Raw genomic sequence first — 17,745 nt, 5'->3', positions numbered from 1 at the left:
GGGCGCCGGGGCGCCGACACCTGAAGGAGGATGCGTACGCCTCGAACGTTCCGTGTGATCCGGCTCACTCCCTACCGGTCGGCGGCGTCCGGCGCTCGGTCGTCCGCGGCGGCCAGGCCGGCGCGTGCGCGGTCGTACTGCCGGGGGTGGTCGCCGGCGTCGGGAAGGGAGAGGGCCGTCCGGAACTCCCGGCGGGCCTCCGCGTGACGGCCCGCCGCCGCGTAGGTGCTGCCGAGCCGGATGCGGATCTCCATCTCCAGCCAGGTACTGGTGTGTTCGGTGAGCGTGGACAGGGCCTCGTGGTGGGTGTCGACGGCGGTGCGCAGCTCGCCCCGGACCTGTTCGGCGGTGGCCAGGCGGGACAGGGCCGAGGCGTGCAGCGTCGCTTCGTCGGCCTCGCGGGCGAGAGCGGCCGCCCGCCGCAGCAGTCCGACGGCCTCCGCGGTCCTGCCGAGGGCCAGTTGGGCGTCGGCCACGAAGCACAGGCTGCTGCTGATCGTGCGGGGCCTGCCGCTCCTCTCGGCGAGCGCGAGGGCCGACAGGTACAGCGAGAGCGCCTGCTCGTGGCGTCCCTGCTGGTGGTGGATCGCGCCGAGGTTGCAGGTCACCACGTTGGTCAGCCAGTCGTCGCCGTGCCCCGCCGCCAGCTCCACCGCCTCCTCCAGGTGTGCGGTCCCCTCCTCGACGCGGCCCTGCGTCCACGCGCAGACGCCGATTCCGGCGACGGCCCGGGCCCGGTCCCGGGCGCCGGTGCTGCTGTGCAGCGCTTCCGTGAACCAGGCGTGCGCCTGCCGGAACCGACCCCGGTGGACGTCGACGACCCCCCTGCAGGACCGGAGCGAGGACCGCATGCGCCGGTCGGTGGCCCGGTCGGCGCAGGGCAGGGCGAGTTCCAGGGCGGCCCGGCACTCGTGCGGCTGGCCCTGCCGGAGCAGATGGTCCACCAGGGCCTCCGCGATCCAGCAGGCATGGTCGAACTCCCCGGCCGCCGCCGCGTACGCCACCACGTCGACCAGCTCCCCGCCCGCCGCGTCCAGCCACGCCGACGCCTCCCGCCGGCCGGTGAACGGGGCGCCGGCGGTGTCGGGGCCCGTCGGGAACGCGTCCGGACCCCAGTCGCCCGCCAGCCGGCCCGCCGCCGTGTAGAGACGCAGGACGGCCGCGCGGTCCGCGGCCGCCTCCCCGGGCGCGGCGGCGGCGAGCCGCCGCGCGTGGGCCCGGACGAGGTCGTGCAGCCGGTAGCGCCCCGGATGCGGCTCCTGGAGCAGACTCGCGTCGACCAGGCCCTCCAGGATCCGCTCGGCGTGCGCACGGGAACGGCCCAGCGCGGCGGCCGGGCCGAGCCCGTCGAACCGGACCGTCGGGAGCACCCCCAACACCCGGAACCCGCGCTGCAGTTCGGGTTCGAGCCGCTCGTACGAGAGCCGGAACGCCGCCTCCACGCTGCGGTCCTCCGCCCGCAGCTCGTCGAGACCGCGTGCGTCGTCGGACATCCGGCCCGCGAGGAACGACAGGGTCCAGGACGGGCGGTTCTGCAGCCGGGCGCTCGCGATCCGCAGCGCCAGCGGCAGTCCCCCGCAGCGCCGGGCGAGCTCCACGGCCGCCTCGGGCTCGCCGTCCGCCCGGGACTCCCCGAGGAGCGCGCGCAGCAGCCCGACCGATTCACCGGTGTCCAGCGGCTCCACCGTGAGCCTCGCGTCGGCGTCGAGGCCGGGCAGCCGCCGTCGGCCCGCCACGAGGACCCGGCTCCCCGGCCCGGCCGGCAGCAGCGGCCGGACCTGTTCGGCGCTCCGCGCGCCGTCCACGACGAGCAGCAGCCGCAACCCGCTGGTCGCCGCCCGCCAGGCCGTGACCAGGTCCGTCAGGCCGTCCGCGTCGTCCCTCTCGGCGGGGAGCTCCTCGGCCGGGCCCCGCACGGTGCGGAGCAGCCGGCGCAGGGCCCGGTGCGGGCCGTCCGCGCCGTGCGCCTCCAGGTCCACGAACAGACAGCCGTCGGGGTGCTCGTCGGCCAGCGCCCAGGCGGCACGCACGACGAGCGCGGTTTTGCCGACCCCCGCCGTCCCGTCCACGGTCATCACGGACACGGCGCCCGGATGGACGGGAGCCGTGAGAACGGCGAGATCCGCCGCACGCCCCACCAGACAGGCCGTGTCACCGGGGAGTTCGTTGCGACGGGGGCGGACGGGGCTGTCGGGGACGCCGGAGCGGCGGGCGTCGACGGGGCGGTCGGGGTCCTCCGCGCGGCCGGTGTGCACCGACTCCTCCGGGTCCGCGGCGGTGGCCCACAGGGTCCCCGCGCCCGCGGCCCGCGCCCCCCGGCCGAGGAGCAGCGCGTCGTCCCGGCGCAACACCGCCTGGTGCACGCGGCGCAGGTCCTCGCCGGGTTCCACGCCCAGCTCGTCGAGGAGCCGCGCGCGGGTCTCCCGGTAGACGGCGAGGGCCTCGGCCTGCCGGCCGCTGCCGTACAGCGCGCGCATCCGCAGGGCGGCGAGAGGTTCGTCGTACGGCAGCGCCCCGGACGCCGCCAGGAGGCCGTCCAGGGCCTCCGGGTGACGGCCGAGCAGGATGAGGCACTCCGCGCGCTCCTGCTGCAGGGCCCGGCGCAGCCGGACGAGCCGCTGCCGCTCCGTGTCGGCGAGCGGGCCCGGCAGGCCGGGCAGCGGCTCGCCGCGGAGCAGCGCGAGCGCCCGGCCGCCCGCGTCGAGGGCGCCATCGAGGTCGCCGGAGGCCTTGGCGTGCCGGCCGAGCGCCGCCTGCTCGGCGAGTTCGGCGAGGTCGGTGCGGGCCCCGCCGGGCTCGAAGCGGTAGCCGCCGCGCCCGCCGCCGATCACGGAGCGGTCCGGCCCGGCGTCCGCCGGGTCCAGGGCCCTGCGGAGCGCGTACACATAGCTCGGCAGGACGCGGTGGCCCGTGCCCGGCGGTTCCGCTCCCCAGACGTCGTCGAGGAGCTGCCGGTACGTCACGAAGCCCGGGGCGCGCAGCACCAGGGCGGCGAGCACCGCCTGCCGCCGTACCGGACCGAGAGCGACCGGGACGTCGCCGCGCAGCGCCCGGACGGGCCCGAGCAGATCGATCCGCAGGGGCCCGGCCGCCCCGGCCGGGCCGCGGCCCAACGGTTCCACACTCATGTCCTCGCCCCGTGTCCCCCGTGCGCGCGGTGCCCGCACCGCTTCCCAAGACCTTCGCTTCAGCAGCATTTCATCGGCCTTGCAGCGCGCCGCGTCAGGGTGGGCGCCGTCGGGCCGGCTGCCGCCGTGGGGGCGGCAGCCGGCCCGCGTCGTCAAGAAGAGAGAGACCTCGCCATGACACAGGCCGGCACCGCGCCGGGGCGCGGCCTCGTGATGTGGCCCATGGTTCGGTTGATCCCGCACCGGGCCGGAGGCTCCTCAACTATGTTGCTGCCGTGGACCAGTTGATCACCGAAGATCCGACGCGCATCGGCCCGTACCGTCTCATCGCCCGGCTCGGCGCGGGCGGGATGGGACTGGTGTACCTCGGCCGGTCCGAGGCCGGGCGGACGGTCGCCGTGAAGGTGGTGCAGGCCGAGCACGCCCAGCACCCGGAGTTCCGCCGGCGCTTCGCGCGCGAGGTGGAGGCCGCGCGGCGGGTGGGAGGGGAGTGGACGGCGGCGGTGCTCGACGCCGACACCGAGGCGCCGGTGCCGTGGGTGGCGACCCAGTACATCCCCGGGCCCGACCTGACCACCGTGGTGGCCAAGGACTTCGGTCCGCTGCCGGAGCACTCGGTGCGCACCCTCGCCCACCGGCTCGCCGTGGCGCTCCAGTCCGTGCACGCGGCGGGACTGATCCACCGCGATCTGAAGCCCTCCAACGTGCTGGTGACCGTGGACGGGCCGCGCGTGATCGACTTCGGCATCGCGCGGGCCATGGACGGGCTCGGCGGGGACAGCCTGCACACCCGCACGGGCATGCTGATCGGCTCGCCGGGGTTCATGTCGCCCGAGCAGGTGCGAGGGCTCGAACTCACCCCCGCCAGCGACGTGTTCTGCTTGGGTGCCGTCCTCGTGTACGCCGCCACCGGGCGGCTCCTCTTCGGCGCCACCGACACCGGACTCGGCGCGCACCTCTTCCGGATCGCGGAGGACGAGCCGGACCTGACCGGCGTGCCGGACTCGCTGGTCGATCTCGTACGGGCCTGCCTGCACAAGGATCCCGCCCGGCGCCCGACACCGGCCGACGTGGCGGCGCGCACCGCCACCGACCCGGCCGAGGAGTGGCTGCCCGGCGCGGTGCTCGCCCAACTCGGCCGGCACGCCGCCAGGTTGCTGGACTTCGCGCCCGAGACGAGGGGCACGCCGCCGGATCCGCGGATCCCGGCGCAGCCCCAGCCGTACCCGCCGCACGTCGCCTACACCCCGACGGCGCCGGTGGGCGGCAACCCGGCGCCGCCGGGGTTCGGGCCCGCCGTGGACGCCGTGCCCGGAGCGTGGGGCCCGCCCACCGCCCCGGCCGGCCAGGCGGGTCCGTCCCCCCGGCGGTGGTGGGGCCTGGTCGCCGCTGTCCTCACGCAGTTCCTCGTCCTCGTCGGGGCGATGAGCACGAACATCGCGGTACCGATGATCCGGGTCGACCTGGGCCTCTCCTCCGACGACCTCCAGCGGATGTCGTTCGCCTACGTGATCGCCTTCGGCGCCCTGCTGCTGCTCGGCGGCCACCTCGCCGACCTCCTGGGCCGCAAGCGGGTGGTGATCATCGGGCTGGCGGGCTTCGCCGTGGCCTCCGCGGTCGGCGGAGCGGCCACGGGGGCCGGCGTGCTCATCGCGGCACACGCCCTCCAGGGCGTCTTCGCCGCGCTGCTCTCCTCGGCCGCGCTCTCCCTGGTGGCCGGCGGCTTCACCGACCCCAAGGAGCGCGGCACGGCCTTCGGGATCTACGCCGTGTTCGCCGGTGGCGGCCTGGCCGTCGGAGGCTTCGCGGGCACCTGGATGGCCGAGACCATGAGCTGGCGCATGAACCTGTACGCCGCGGTCCCGCTCGCCCTGATCGCCGTGGTCCCCGCCGCCCTCCTCGGGGACGACCGGTCGGCCCGTACCCCTGCCCGCCCCGACGCACCGGGCCTGCTGCTCGGCACCGGCGCGTCGGCCGCCCTCGCCTTCGCCTTCGACCGGGTCCAGGAGGCCGGCTGGACCGCACCCCTGACCCTGCTCCTCCTGCTCGCCGGCGCGGCGTTCCTGGTGACCTTCGTGTGGTGGCAGACCCGGACGGGCAGCCCGCTCGTCCCGCCCGGGCTCTTCCGGGACCGCGACCGCGCGGGCTCCCTCCTCGCGCTCGCGCTCGCCGGTGTGGGCACGCCCACCCTGTTCCTGATCCTGTCCCTCTACCTCCAGAACGCCCTCGGCGACAGCCCGGCCCAGCTGGGTCTCGCCCTGCTCCCCATGGCCGGTGCCGTCCTCGTCGCCGCCCAGGTCACCGGCTTCCTCCAGGCCCGGCTGGCGCCCCGGCTCCTCGCCGTCCCGGGTCTGGCCCTCGCGGCCGTCGGCATGGGACTCCTGGCCGGACTGGAGGCCGACAGCCCGTACGCCTCCGTCGTCCTGCCCGGCATCGTCCTCGTCGGCCTGGGCCTCGGCACGGCCCTGGGGCCGCTGCTCGCCACCGCGACCGGAACGAGCGGCTTCCAGGGCTCCGGCGGCACGGCGGCGACGGTGCTCGTGGCCCAGGGCCTCGGCGGATGGCTGGCCGTCCCGCTCTTCGTCACCGTCGTCACGCCGGCGGTCTCGGGCCACCTCGACGCACTCCAGGGTCTGCCGCAGCCCCTCGTGGAGGCGGTCCGGAACGGCGTCCTGGTCAACCCGCGCATGCTTCCGGAGGCGGCGGCCGAGTCCGTCACGCAGGCGAACGCGGCCGTCCTGGACGCCTACTCCGCCGTCCTCTGGGCCGCTGCCGGGCTCCTGCTCCTCGCGGGCCTCCTGGCGGGCCTGCTGGTCACGACGAGGGCCCCGGAGCCGGGCCGCTGAACCGGAGGCCGGGCCCCGCGAGGGACGTCACCGACTTCTCCGCGGGGACGCCGGCCGGTCAGCCGCCCCGGCGGACCTTCGCGGCCCGGCGGGCCTCGGCCGTCTTGCGGGCCTCTGCGGCGCGGCGGGACTCGTTCTTGGCACGGCCCGGGCGGCCCGGGACGGTGCCCATGCCCCGGAAGGCCGCGCCGCCGCGCCTGCCGCCCTCCTGGCTCGGCGCGCTGCCGTCGACCGGTACGCCCGAGGGCTTCCGGGCGCCGGTGATGCGGGTCAGCTCGGCCTCGCCGGAGCGGACCCGGGTGGTACGGGGCCGGATGCCCGCCTCCGTCATGAGCCGGGCCACGTCCCGGCGCTCCTCGTCCGTGACCAGCGTGACCACGCGCCCGGACTCCCCGGCGCGCGCGGTGCGCCCGCCGCGGTGGAGGTAGTCCTTGGCGTCGGCGGGCGGGTCGACGTTGACGACGAGGTCGAGCTCGTCGACGTGGATGCCGCGCGCCGCCACGTCGGTGGCCACCAGGACGGTGACCTCGCCGGTCCTGAAGCGGTCCAGGGTCCGCGTCCGCAGCGGCTGCGACTTGCCGCTGTGCAGGGCCGCGGCCCGCACACCGCTGCCGAGGAGGTGCTTGGTGAAGCGGTCGACGGAGGCCTTCGTGTGCAGGAACATGATCACGCGCCCGTCGCGCGCGGCGATCTCCGTGGCGGTGGCGAACTTGTCGGGTCCGTGCACGTGCAGCACGTGGTGCTCCATCGTGGAGACCGCGGCGGCCGAGGGGTCGACGGAGTGGGCGGCCGGGTCCTGCAGGTAGCGCTCGACCAGCGCGTCGACGTCCCGGTCGAGGGTGGCCGAGAACAGCATCCGCTGGCCGCCGTTCGGCACCTGGTCGAGGAGCTCGGTGACCTGGGGCAGGAAGCCCATGTCGGCCATCCGGTCGGCTTCGTCGAGGACGGTCACGGCCACCCGGTCGAGCCGGCAGTCCTTGCGCTCGACGAGGTCCATGAGCCGGCCCGGGGTGGCGATCAGGACCTCGGCGCCGTCCCGCAGCGCGGTGGCCTGCCGCCCGATCGACATGCCGCCGACCACGGTGGCCAGGCGCAGCCTCAGGGCCTCGGCGTACGGGGCGAGGGCGTCGGCGACCTGCTGGGCCAGCTCGCGGGTGGGGACCAGGACCAGGGCGAGCGGCTTGCGGGCCTCGGCCCGGCGCCCGGCGGTGCGGGCGAGGAGCGGCAGGCCGAACGCGAGCGTCTTGCCGGAGCCGGTCTGCCCGCGGCCGAGGACGTCGCGGCCCGCGAGGGCGTCCGGGAGCGTGGCGGCCTGGATCGGGAAGGGCGCCTCGACTCCGCGGCGGGTGAGCTCCGCGAGCAGCTCGGCCGGCAGGTCGAAGGCGGCGAAGGTCTCGGCCGCCGCGGGGGCGTCCTTGTGGGGCGTGGTGGTCATGCGGCACCTGGTCCGTCGGAAAGTCTGGGAAACGCGACGGGCCGGGGCCCCCACCACACGGGTGGGGACCCCGGCCGCGTCGGACGTGTCAACGTCAGGCGGGGAGGATGTTCTCCGCCTGCGGGCCCTTCTGGCCCTGCGTGACGTCGAAGGTCACCTTCTGGCCTTCCTGGAGCTCACGGAAGCCGGAGGTGGCGATGTTGGAGTAGTGGGCGAACACGTCCGGGCCGCCACCCTCCTGCTCGATGAAGCCGAAGCCCTTTTCCGAGTTGAACCACTTCACGGTGCCATTAGCCATGACATATCTCCTTCGGGGCGTAGCCCTGGGAACCGCACTGTGCGGATCCCGGCGTCGCCGTGATGATTGCCCCGTCCGGAAAACTGCACCGAAAACACATAAAGTGCCTGGCGATGTCGAATCGCCAAAGGCACTTGTAAGTTCATTGGGAACCACGACTGCAACTGGGCTCGACTGTAGCACGGTTCCTTCGGGCATGCACGAAGAATGTCCGATTTGCCGTGAGGGTGAAGGTGACGGTGACGAGCAGCGCCCAGGCGCCGAACTTCGTGAGGGAGACCGGCTGCCAGCCGTCCAGCTGGTCCGGGTAGCTCCAGGCGCCGACGTACGTGGCCACGTTCTCGGCGACCCAGAGGAAGAAGCCGATCAGGACGAAGGACAGGGCCAGGGGCATCCGGTGGTCGCTCTCGCCGACCCGGAACCGGACCCAGGTCCCCGCCGTGGCGGCCAGGAGCAGCGCGGCCAGGGCCCAGCGGGCGTCGGGCAGCCAGTGGTGGCTGAAGAAGTTCACGTACACCGCCCCGGCGAGGACCGCCGTGACCCGGGGCCGGTAGCCCGTGAGCCGCAGGTCGAACAGGTGCCAGGCACGGCAGACGTAGCTGCCGAGCGCCGCGTACAGGAACCCGCCGTACAGCGGCACGCCGCCGAACTTGGTCAGGGCGTCCTCCGGATAGCTCCAGGAGCCCATCCGCACCTTGACCAGCTCGAAGAGGAGGCCGATGACGTGGCATCCGGCGATCACGGCGACGTCCCGGCCGGTGTCCCAGCCGACCTTCCACGCGAGGACGGTGAGCGCGACGCCGTACAGGAGCAGCAGGTCGTAGCGGGCGACCGGCAGTTCGGGCAGCAGCGTCGAGACGGCGATGCCGCCGACGAGCGCGACGGCGAAGGCGCAGCAGCGCGCCTCCAGGACCGCGAAGCGCAGCAGTTGACGTGTCCCGTGGGTGAGCGTCCTCATGGCGGGAGGGACGCGGGCGCACCGGTGTTCGGTTCGCCGCGTTCCCGCGGCGGAACAGCGGCGCGCCGCACCCCCCGGACGGGAGGTGCGGCGCGCCGTGGTGCGGTCGTGCTGCGGAGATCAGACCGCCGGGGACGGGAAGGTCGGGTACTCCACGCCGGAGACGTGCTGGACGACCCGGATGACCTGGCACGAGTAGCCGAACTCGTTGTCGTACCACAGGTACAGGATCGCGTTGTCGCCGTCGACCTTGGTCGCGCCGGCGTCGACGATGGACGCGTGGCGCGAGCCGACGAAGTCCATCGAGACGGCGTCGGGGGCCGTGGTGAAGTCGATCTGGCGCTTCAGCGGCGAGTGCAGCGAGACGTCGCGGAGGTACTCGAGGACCTCCTCGCGGGTGGTCTCGCGGCCCAGGCGCAGGCTCAGGATGGCGATCGAGACGTCCGGGACGGGGACGCGGATCGAGCTGCCGGTGATCGGGGCCTTCAGGTCCGGCAGCGCCTTGGCGACGGCCGAGGCGGCACCGGTCTCGGTGATCACCATGTTGAGCGGCGCGGAACGGCCGCGGCGGTCGGCCTTGTGGTAGTTGTCCAGCAGGTTCTGGTCGTTCGTGAACGAGTGGACCGTCTCCACGTGGCCGCGCAGCACGCCGTACTCGTCGTCCATGGCCTTGAGCGGCGGGACGATCGCGTTGGTCGTGCAGGAGGCGCAGGACAGGATCTGCTCGTCCGGCTTGACCGTGTCGTGGTTGACGCCGTGCACGATGTTCGGCACGTCACCCTTGCCGGGCGCGGTCAGGACGACCTTGTCGATGCCGGGGCGCAGGTGCTTGGAGAGGCCCTCGCGGTCCCGCCACTTGCCGGTGTTGTCGATGAGGATGGCGTTGTCGATGCCGTACGCCGTGTAGTCGACCTCGGAGGGGTCGTTGGCGTAGATCACCTTGATCGTGTTGCCGTTGGCGACGATGGTGCTGTTCGCCTCGTCGACCGTGATCGTGCCCTGGAACTGGCCGTGGATGGAGTCGCGGCGCAGCAGCGAGGCGCGCTTCACGAGGTCCTGGTCGCCGCCGCCGCGGACGACGATCGCGCGCAGGCGCAGACCGTTGCCGGAGCCGGCCTTCTCGATGAGGAGACGGGCGACGAGGCGGCCGATGCGGCCGAAGCCGTAGAGGACGACGTCACGGCCGTCACGGCGCTCGATCTTGTTCTCGCCGGTGGCACCGGCGACGGCCTCGGCGGTGAACTCGGCGACCGAGAGACCACGGTCGTCGGTCTTGTAGTCCGCGGCGAGCACACCGATGTCGATCTGGCAGGGGCCCAGGTCGAGGGTCGTGAGCGTCTCGAGGAACGGCAGCGTCTCGGTGACCGAGAGCTCCTCGCCGTCGATCTGCCGGGCGAAGCGGTGGGTCTTGAGGATGCTGACCACCGACTTGTTCACCAGGGAGCGGCTGTGGACCAGGACGGTGACGTCCTGCTCCCGGTGCAGCTTCCCGATGATCGGGATCATCGACTCCGCGATCTCCTCGCGGTTCTTCCAGCTGGTGAACGAGTCGTCATTGACAGTCACAAGATTATCTTTCGAGCTAGGCGGCGCTCATATGGTAACCCGCGGCCGGTTTGATCAATCAAGGGGTGCCGAACCGTACGATGGGTCACGTCGGGATCCGCCGCAGGCGGGCGGGCCCTCCTACCTTGATGCGGGGGCATGGTGGTGAAGTTCGGGCTGCTCGGATCGCTCGTCGTCCACGACGGGACGGAGCTGCGGCCGGTGACCGGCCCCAAGGTCCGCGTCCTCCTCGCCGCCTTACTGCTCCAGGCCAACCGCACGGTCTCCCGGGACGCCCTCAAGGAGGCCCTCTGGGGCTCCTCGGTCCCCGCCAGCGCCGACGCCGCCCTCGCCAACCACCTCACCAGGCTCCGCCGCGTCCTCGCCGCCGCCGACGGCGGCACCGACGAGCGGCTGCGCACCGTCGCCCCCGGCTACCAGCTGACCGTCCACGAGGGCGAGTTCGACGCCGACGTCTTCGAGGCCCGGGTCCTGGCCGCCCGGCAGGCGCACCGGCGGGAGGACTGGGAGGCGGTCCGCCGCGAGACCGAGCTCGCCATGCCGCTGTGGCGCGGCACCCCCCTCGCGGACCTCGCCCCCTACTCCGAGACCGAGACGCCCGCGCTCCGGATCCACCAGCTCGCGGAGGCGCGCCTCCAGGCCCTCGAATGGAGCTTCGACGCCGAACTGCGCCTCGGCCGCCACCACGAGGCCGTCGCCCCGCTCACCACCCTGGCGGGGGAGCACCCGCTGCGCGAGGGCTTCCACCGGAGCCTCATGCTCGCCCTGCACCGCTCCGGCCGCCAGGCCGAGGCCTTCTCCGTCTTCCAGCGGCTGCGCCGGAACCTGGTCGACCAGCTCGGCACGGAACCCGGCGCGGCCGTCCGGGAGGCGTACGCGGAGGTGCTCGCGGGAGAAGCCGCACCCCGCCCACGCCCCGCCTCGGCCCGCCCGCCCTTCCAGCTGCCCTGCGAGGCCGACGCCTTCACGGGCCGGGAGGCCGAGGTCGCGGCCGTACGGGCCCTCCTCGGCGGCACGGGCGCGGCGGCGGACGCCGGGCCCGCGACCGCCCGCGTCCGGGCCGTCGTGGTCTCCGGCATGGGCGGCGTCGGCAAGACCGCCCTCGCGGTCCACGTCGCGCACCGGCTGCGCGAGGCCTTCCCCGACGGCGCCCTCTACGCCGACCTGCGCGGCTACTGCGTCGGCGGGGCGCGCACGGCCCACGAGCTGCTCGCCCGGTTCCTGTCCGACCTGGGCGTCCACCAGGACGCCCTGCCCGAGGACACCGACGACCGCGCCCTCCTCCTCCGCTCGGCGCTCGCCGAGCGCCGTGTGCTCCTGGTCCTCGACAACGCGCGCAACGCCGCCCACGTGGCGCCCCTGCTGCCCGCCGGCGGGCCCAGCGCCGCCCTGATCACCAGCCGCCAGCTGCTCGCCGACCTGCCGGGCTCCGCCAAGGTCCCGCTCTCCCCGCTGCCGGAGTCCGACCAGCACGCGCTGCTCGCCAGGCTCGCCGGCGCCGAGCGGGTAGGGAGCGAGCCCGAGGCGCTGGCCGACATCATGGCCGCCTGCGGAGGCCTGCCGCTGGCCCTGCACATCGTCGGCAGCCGGCTGGCCTCCCGGCCCTCCTGGCCCCTGGCGCTCCTGGCGAAGCGGCTCACCCCCCACCGGGGCCGACTCGACACCCTCGCCATGGGGGACTTCGACGTCCGCCGCACCTTCGCCATGAGCTACGTGGCCATGCGGGACAGCGACCAGCCGCTGGAGCGCGAGGCCGCACGGGCCTTCAGACTCCTGGGGCGGGTGTGGTCGGCGCACGCCGTCACCCCGCAGTCCGCCGCGGCGCTCCTCGACGTCACGGAGGCCCGGGCGGCGGCCGTCCTCGACGTCCTCGCCGACGCCCACCTCGTCCTCAACCCCGAGCCCGACCGGTACCAGCTGCACGACCTGCTCGGCGAGTACGCGGCGCAGCGGGACGAGGAGGACACCGAGGAGGAGCGCAGCACGGCGCTGCTCCGGCTGCTCTCCTGGTACGCGGCGGCCCTCGCGGCCGCGACCCTGGCGGCCACCCGCGAGACCCAGTCCCCGCCGCCGCTCGACGGCGAGGCGCTGAAGAACCTGTCGCTGCCCGAGTTCGCGGACGACGACGAGGCGATCCGGTGGACCGCGAAGGAGCTGCCGGCCGTCCGGGACGCCCTCACCGGGGCCGGGGAGCTCGGCCGCTCCGACATCGCCTGGCGGCTCGCCGTGGGCCTCTTCGGCCACGCGAGCACGCACTGGTGGACGGGGGAGTGGGACGCCTGCCTGGAGCAGGCCATGGACATCGCCCGGGCGCACGACGACCGGCTCGGGCAGGCCTGGCTGCACCGGCGCACGGCCGTCGCCCACGGCATGGCCTTCCGCAACGAGGCCTGCCTGGAGCACCTCCGGATCGCCCTGGACCTCTTCACCGAGCGCGGGGACCTCACGGCCCGCGCGTCGATCCTCGGCAACATGTCGGCGGTGTACCTGCAGCTGGAGGACTCCGAGCAGGCGCTCGTCCACGCCGAACGCTCCCGCGACCTCTACCGCGAGGCCGGGAACACCCGGGGCGAGGCGCTCCTCCTCAGCCGGATCGCGGACGTCCACAAGATGCTCGGCGAACCGGACCTGGCGGCCGCGGACTACCGCAGGGTCATCGAGCTGATCCGCGGGACCGGCCACGGGGTGTTCCTCGCCACCGCGCTCACCAACTACGGCGACGTGCTGCGCGTCCTCGGCGACCGCGACGAGGCGTTCGAGGTCCTGGCGGAGGCGCTGTCCATCCGCCTCCGGATGAGCGACCAGGGCGGTACGGCCGACTGCCTGGTCTTCACGGCCCGGGCCCACCACCACTTCGGGGAGTGGGACGCGGCCCGCGAGACCTGGGAGTCGTGCCTGGAGCTCGCCCGCCGGCACAACCTCGCCAAGCGGATCGACGAATGCCTGGAAGGCCTGAAGGCCCTCGCGTCCCGGGCCCTGGAGGAGGGGACCCGGCTCTAGCGGACGGGACCCGGCCCTGGCGGAAGAGGAGCGGCCCTAGCGGAAGGCCAAGGTCCGGAAGGCGTTCCTGACGTGGGTCAGCGGGCCCGGGTCCCGGGTGAGGCGGAGCCGGTTGGTGAGCAGCACGGCCCAGCGGCCGCTCGTGGGGGAGACCCACAGGGCCGTGCCGGTGAAGCCGAAGTGCGCCCAGACGTCCTCCGCCGGTTCCATGCCGGGCGCCGGATGCCAGAAGAGGCCGCGCGGCGGGACGAGCGGCCCGGTGTGGACGCGCAGCGAGGCCGCGGTCCACTCCGCGGAGAAGGTCCCCGGCGCCGGGACGAGCAGATGGCGCAGGAACCGGCCGATGTCGGCGGTGGTGGTGAACACCCCGGCGATCCCGCAGGCGCCGCCGAGGAGGCGGGCCGAGAAGTCGTGGACGACGCCCCGGAGCGGGGCGCCGCTCTCCGGGTCGTACTCCGTGGGCGCGCACCGCTCCCGCGCCCCCGCGGGCAGCGGCCCGTACCGGGTCTCCGTCATGGCGAGGGGCGTCCAGACCCGGTCCTGCGCGAGCCGGGGGAGCGGCTGCCGGGTGAGGTGCTCGGCGAGGTAGCCGAGGATCAGCGCCGCCCGGTCGGTGTACGCGACGGCCTCCCCGGGCCGGTGCCGGAGCGGCTCGGCGAGGACGCCGTCGCGGACGTCCTGCGGATCGGAGCCGTACAGATGCCGGAGGTTGGCCCGGAGCGGCAGGCCCGCGGTGTGGGTGAGGAGGTGGTGCGCCGTGGCCCCGGCGAGCGGCCGGCCGGCGGCCTCCGGCCAGTACGAGCCGAGCGGGGCGGTCAGGTCGAGCTTCCCGGCGTCGACGAGGGTGCCGACGACCGCCCAGACCGTGAGGATCTTGGTGAGGCTGGCGACGTCGAAGAGCGTGTCGGGGTGCGCCGGTCCACCCGGGTCCGCCGGGTCCAGCAGCCCGACCGCCCCGGACGAGAGGGTGGAGCGTGCGTCGCCCACGGCCCACGCGGCGCCCGGGTACGTGCCTGCGCGCGCGGCCTCGCCGAGGAGCCGCTCGAAGGGGTCGCTGCGCTGTGCCAAGGCGTGCCTCCGACGGTCCGGGGAGATGGGTGGCGGCCCGTCGGGGGTACCGACGGGCCGCGCTCCGAAGTCATGCCCCGGCCGAACGGGAAGACACCCTTCCGTCAGCGGCCGTCGCCGCCCTGCCGGCCGTTCTGTCCGGTGTCCTGGGCGCCGTCCTCGGCGACCGGCTTGCAGGTCACCTCGTCGCGCGGGGTGTAGTGGGTCTTGTAGGTCTCCCGCTTGACCTCGGTGCCGCCGTTCTTGAAGACGCGGTCCACCGAGATGTCGAAGCCCTCCAGCGGCGGCTGCGGCACGCAGGCCTCGCCGGTGCCCTCGCGCTTGGTGGGCTGCGTGAGGTTGGTGCGCGGGCCGGCGACCGCCTCCACGGAGTCGTACTTCTTCGTGCCGAGGAAGCTCACCGTGACCGAGTGGTCGGTGGCGCTCGCCTTGATGTAGATCGGCTTGCCCGTGTCGTTGCGGAACTTCAGGTCGAGCGAGCCCCAGGCGACGGTCGCCTCGCGGCCGGCCGGGTAGCGCTCGATGTAGAAGGAGTGCGCGCCGTGCTCGACGGGCTGCACCCCCGCGAAGAACATCGCGTTGTAGACGGTGGTGGCCATGGCCGACACGCCGCCGCCGGGCGCGGAGCGGTAGGAGCCGTCGAGGATCATCGTGCCGTCGACGAAGCCGTTGTCCGGGGTCCGCTCGCCGACCGTCTTGTTGAAGCTCCACACTTCGCCCGGCTGCACCAGGGAGCCGTTGATGAGCTCGGCGGCCCGGCCGATGTTCGTCGTCCGGTACGGGGCGGTGGGGAAGTTCACCGTGAACGTCGACATCTGCTCGGTGATGCCGAGCCGGGCCAGCGAGGCGGAGGTCAGCTCGGGCTCGGTGACCTTGGTGGCCACCGGAGCCGTACGGGCCGCGTCACCGGACCTGGTGAGCAGCGGGCGCACGGCGTCTCCGAGGGCCTTCGCGGTCACCTCGTGCCCCGGGCGGCCGTCCGACTCCACGACGACCCTGCCGTCCCGTACCCCGAGGGAGGCCTCCACCGGCGCGCCGGTCAGGGCGGCGAGCGGACGCGCCACGTCGGGGTCGCGGAGGAGGGCCTCCTCGTCGAGGGAGGCGGTCAGGCGGCCGTTGTCGTTCTTCACGGTGAGGTGGTCGCCGAGGGTGGCGGCGGAGATCCGCAGCCGCTGGTCGCCGGCGGTGAGCGTCACGGGACCGGAGACGGCGGGTTCGGCGTACGTGTCGAGGAAGCGGTTCACCTCGGCCGCGGGCAGCTTGGGCTGGGTCACGGCGACGGGCAGCGTCACCGGGCTCGCGCCCGTGGCGGCGGGGTAGGAGGCGCGCAGTGTCTCGGCGGCCTGCCCGGTGTCCAGCTTCCGGCCGGCCACCGGCTGGGTCGCGACGGCCTTGCCGTCCCGGAAGGCGACGGACCCCTCGCGGACGCCCAGGTCGTTCCGCTCGGCGAGGTCGGCGACGGCGGCCCGGGTCTTGGCCTCGTCGTACGCGAGGACGGGGCTGACCTCGCGCTCGCCGGAGGAGAAGAGCCGCCCGATGACGGTGAAGGGGTCGCGGGACGGGTCGGCCGCGCGGTCGGCGGTCTTCGCCACGTCCACGGTCAGCCCGGCGGTGGCGGGATCCACGGTGGCGGCGCGGTCGCCGACCTGCACGGGTATCGGCGCCTTCCAGGATGCCGGGGCCGCGGCGGTCAGCCTGGCCTCGGCCTCGGCACGGCTCATGCCGCCGATGTCCACGCCGTCGACCCGGGTGCCGGCGGATATGTCGTCCCCGGTCGCGAGCAGACCCGCCACGTACAGGCCGCCCGCGGCGACCGCGACCACACCCGTCGCGATCGCCGCCGTCCGAAGACGCGGACGGCGCCCCTCGCGGGGCGTCGGGGCATGGTCGGTCGTGGAGCGGGGCACACGCTCTCCCGGTGCGTCGGGGAATGGGGGAACCACACGACGGTACGCCGAAAGAGTGTCTTATGCACATAAGGGCGGTTTGACCTGCGGGGATACGGAGCGGGGCGTCGCGCACGCGGAGCGTGACCCGAGCGGCCCCCTGCCCCGTTCGGCGCGGCGTCCGAGCGGCTCTCGCCCCGTTCGGCGCGGCGTCCGAGCGGCTCTCGCCCCGGCCGGTGCGGCGTCCGAGCGGCTCTCGCTCCGGCCGGTGCGGCGTCCGAGCGGCTCTCTCCGGTGCGGCGCCCGAGCGGTCGCCTGCCCCGGCCGGTGCGGCGCCCGAGGCGTTCCGCAACGGCCCCCGGCCCCCGCCGCCCCGCCTGATAGGTTCGCGTGCACACGCAGGCGGGGGCGGGCGGCCCGAGGGGAGAAGCGGCACATGGCGGTGAGCGGGCGGCAGACCGGCAGGCCCACCCTGGAGGAGGTCGCGGCCCGGGCCGGAGTCGGCCGCGGCACGGTCTCCCGCGTCATCAACGGCTCCCCGAAGGTGAGCGAGCAGGCCAAGGCCGCCGTCGAACGGGCCGTCGCCGAACTCGGCTACGTCCCCAACCGGGCCGCCCGCGCCCTCGCCGGCAGCCGCACCGACGCCGTCGCCCTGGTGATCCCCGAGACCGAGGCGCGCCTCTTCGCCGAGCCGTACTTCCTCGACATCATCCGCGGCGTCAGCGCCGAACTCGCCGACGCCGACAAGCAGTTGCTGCTCACCCTCATCCGCAGCGAGCAGGAGCGGCAGCGCTTCGAGCAGTACCTCGCCGCCCAGCGCGTCGACGGCGTCCTCCTCGTCTCCGTCCACGCCGACGACCCGCTGCCCGACCAGGTCCGCGCCCTCGGCCTGCCCGCCGTACTCAACGGCCGGCGCACCGAGGCCGAGCAAGTCGCCTTCGTCGACTCCGACAACACCGGCGCGGGACGGACCGCCGTCGCCCACCTCGCCGCCCGCGGCCGCCGCGCGATCGCCACCATCACCGGGCCGCTCGACATGTACGTGGCCCGCTGCCGCCTCGACGGCTACCGCGAGGGCCTCACGGAGGCCGGCCTCGGCCCCGACGCGACGCTCGTCGCCAACGGCGACTTCACCGAGGAGGGCGGCCGGCGCGCCATGCGGGAGCTCCTGGACCGCCGGCCCGACCTGGACGCGGTCTTCGCCGCCTCCGACGTGATGGCGGCCGGCGCGCGGAGCGTCCTGCGCGAGGCGGGCCGCCGGGTCCCCGAGGACGTGGCCCTCGTCGGCGTCGACGACTCGGCGGTCGCCCGGCACATGGACCCGCCGCTGACCAGCGTGCGCCAGCCCATCGAGGAGATGGGCCGCACCATGGCACGCCTGCTCCTGGAGGAGATCGCCTCGCCCGGCGACGCCGACGAGCAGCCCCGCCGGATGCTGCCCACGGAGCTCGTGGTCCGCGACTCCTCCTGACCCCGGAGGACTGGCACCGGGTGCCGAGATGCAGCCCTCCCGGGGGCCTCGGAGAATGGACACCGTACGGGGTCCGTATCCGCGACCAG

General features: G+C 74.6%; 10 protein-coding genes. 3 read left to right on the top strand and 7 right to left on the bottom strand.

Annotation, left to right across the window (positions count from 1 at the left end; translation table 11 throughout):
- Positions 1-71: 71 nt before the first annotated feature.
- Complete coding sequence (locus ACF07V_RS19445; RefSeq protein ID WP_392155603.1) at positions 72-3,128, bottom strand: BTAD domain-containing putative transcriptional regulator; 3,057 nt, start codon at positions 3,126-3,128, stop codon at positions 72-74.
- 275 nt (positions 3,129-3,403) lie between these two features.
- On the opposite strand from ACF07V_RS19445, the gene ACF07V_RS19440 reads away from it, so the two are divergent.
- Positions 3,404-5,974, top strand: coding sequence for an MFS transporter (locus ACF07V_RS19440; RefSeq protein ID WP_392155601.1), 2,571 nt, complete (start codon positions 3,404-3,406; stop codon positions 5,972-5,974).
- Positions 5,975-6,032: 58 nt separating this feature from the next.
- Here ACF07V_RS19440 and ACF07V_RS19435 read toward each other — a convergent pair whose 3' ends face one another.
- The 4 genes from ACF07V_RS19435 to ACF07V_RS19420 all read right to left on the bottom strand — a co-directional run bounded on the left by ACF07V_RS19435 (position 6,033) and on the right by ACF07V_RS19420 (position 10,231).
- Complete coding sequence (locus ACF07V_RS19435; protein ID WP_392155599.1) at positions 6,033-7,409, bottom strand: DEAD/DEAH box helicase; 1,377 nt, start codon at positions 7,407-7,409, stop codon at positions 6,033-6,035.
- Positions 7,410-7,503: 94 nt separating this feature from the next.
- Positions 7,504-7,707, bottom strand: coding sequence for a cold-shock protein (locus ACF07V_RS19430; RefSeq protein WP_015031667.1), 204 nt, complete (start codon positions 7,705-7,707; stop codon positions 7,504-7,506).
- Positions 7,708-7,849: 142 nt separating this feature from the next.
- Positions 7,850-8,665 carry a DUF817 domain-containing protein gene (locus ACF07V_RS19425; protein ID WP_392155597.1) on the bottom strand — a complete coding sequence of 272 codons (816 nt, stop codon included), beginning with the start codon at positions 8,663-8,665 and terminating at the stop codon, positions 7,850-7,852.
- A 120-nt stretch (positions 8,666-8,785) separates the two neighbouring features.
- Positions 8,786-10,231, bottom strand: coding sequence for a glyceraldehyde-3-phosphate dehydrogenase (locus ACF07V_RS19420; protein WP_030689790.1), 1,446 nt, complete (start codon positions 10,229-10,231; stop codon positions 8,786-8,788).
- Between the two features lie 138 nt (positions 10,232-10,369).
- Here ACF07V_RS19420 and ACF07V_RS19415 point away from each other — a divergent pair, with 138 nt between their 5' ends.
- Positions 10,370-13,231 carry a BTAD domain-containing putative transcriptional regulator gene (locus ACF07V_RS19415; RefSeq protein ID WP_392155595.1) on the top strand — a complete coding sequence of 954 codons (2,862 nt, stop codon included), beginning with the start codon at positions 10,370-10,372 and terminating at the stop codon, positions 13,229-13,231.
- Between the two features lie 36 nt (positions 13,232-13,267).
- On the opposite strand, the gene ACF07V_RS19410 is transcribed toward ACF07V_RS19415, so the two are convergent.
- Together ACF07V_RS19410 and ACF07V_RS19405 are read right to left on the bottom strand one after the other, a co-directional pair.
- Complete coding sequence (locus ACF07V_RS19410; protein ID WP_392155593.1) at positions 13,268-14,299, bottom strand: serine hydrolase domain-containing protein; 1,032 nt, start codon at positions 14,297-14,299, stop codon at positions 13,268-13,270.
- 104 nt (positions 14,300-14,403) lie between these two features.
- Positions 14,404-16,206 carry a VanW family protein gene (locus ACF07V_RS19405; protein WP_392155591.1) on the bottom strand — a complete coding sequence of 601 codons (1,803 nt, stop codon included), beginning with the start codon at positions 16,204-16,206 and terminating at the stop codon, positions 14,404-14,406.
- A 415-nt stretch (positions 16,207-16,621) separates the two neighbouring features.
- Between ACF07V_RS19405 and ACF07V_RS19400 the strand changes: the two genes are divergently transcribed.
- Positions 16,622-17,656: a LacI family DNA-binding transcriptional regulator gene (locus tag ACF07V_RS19400; RefSeq protein ID WP_392155590.1), complete on the top strand. Its 1,035-nt coding sequence runs from the start codon at positions 16,622-16,624 to the stop codon at positions 17,654-17,656.
- Positions 17,657-17,745: the final 89 nt, after the last annotated feature.

The sequence above is a fragment of the Streptomyces sp. NPDC015661 genome (assembly GCF_043077765.1).
In the GTDB taxonomy this organism is placed as follows: Bacteria; Actinomycetota; Actinomycetes; order Streptomycetales; family Streptomycetaceae; genus Streptomyces.
This window is presented reverse-complemented; position numbering and strand designations above follow the sequence as displayed.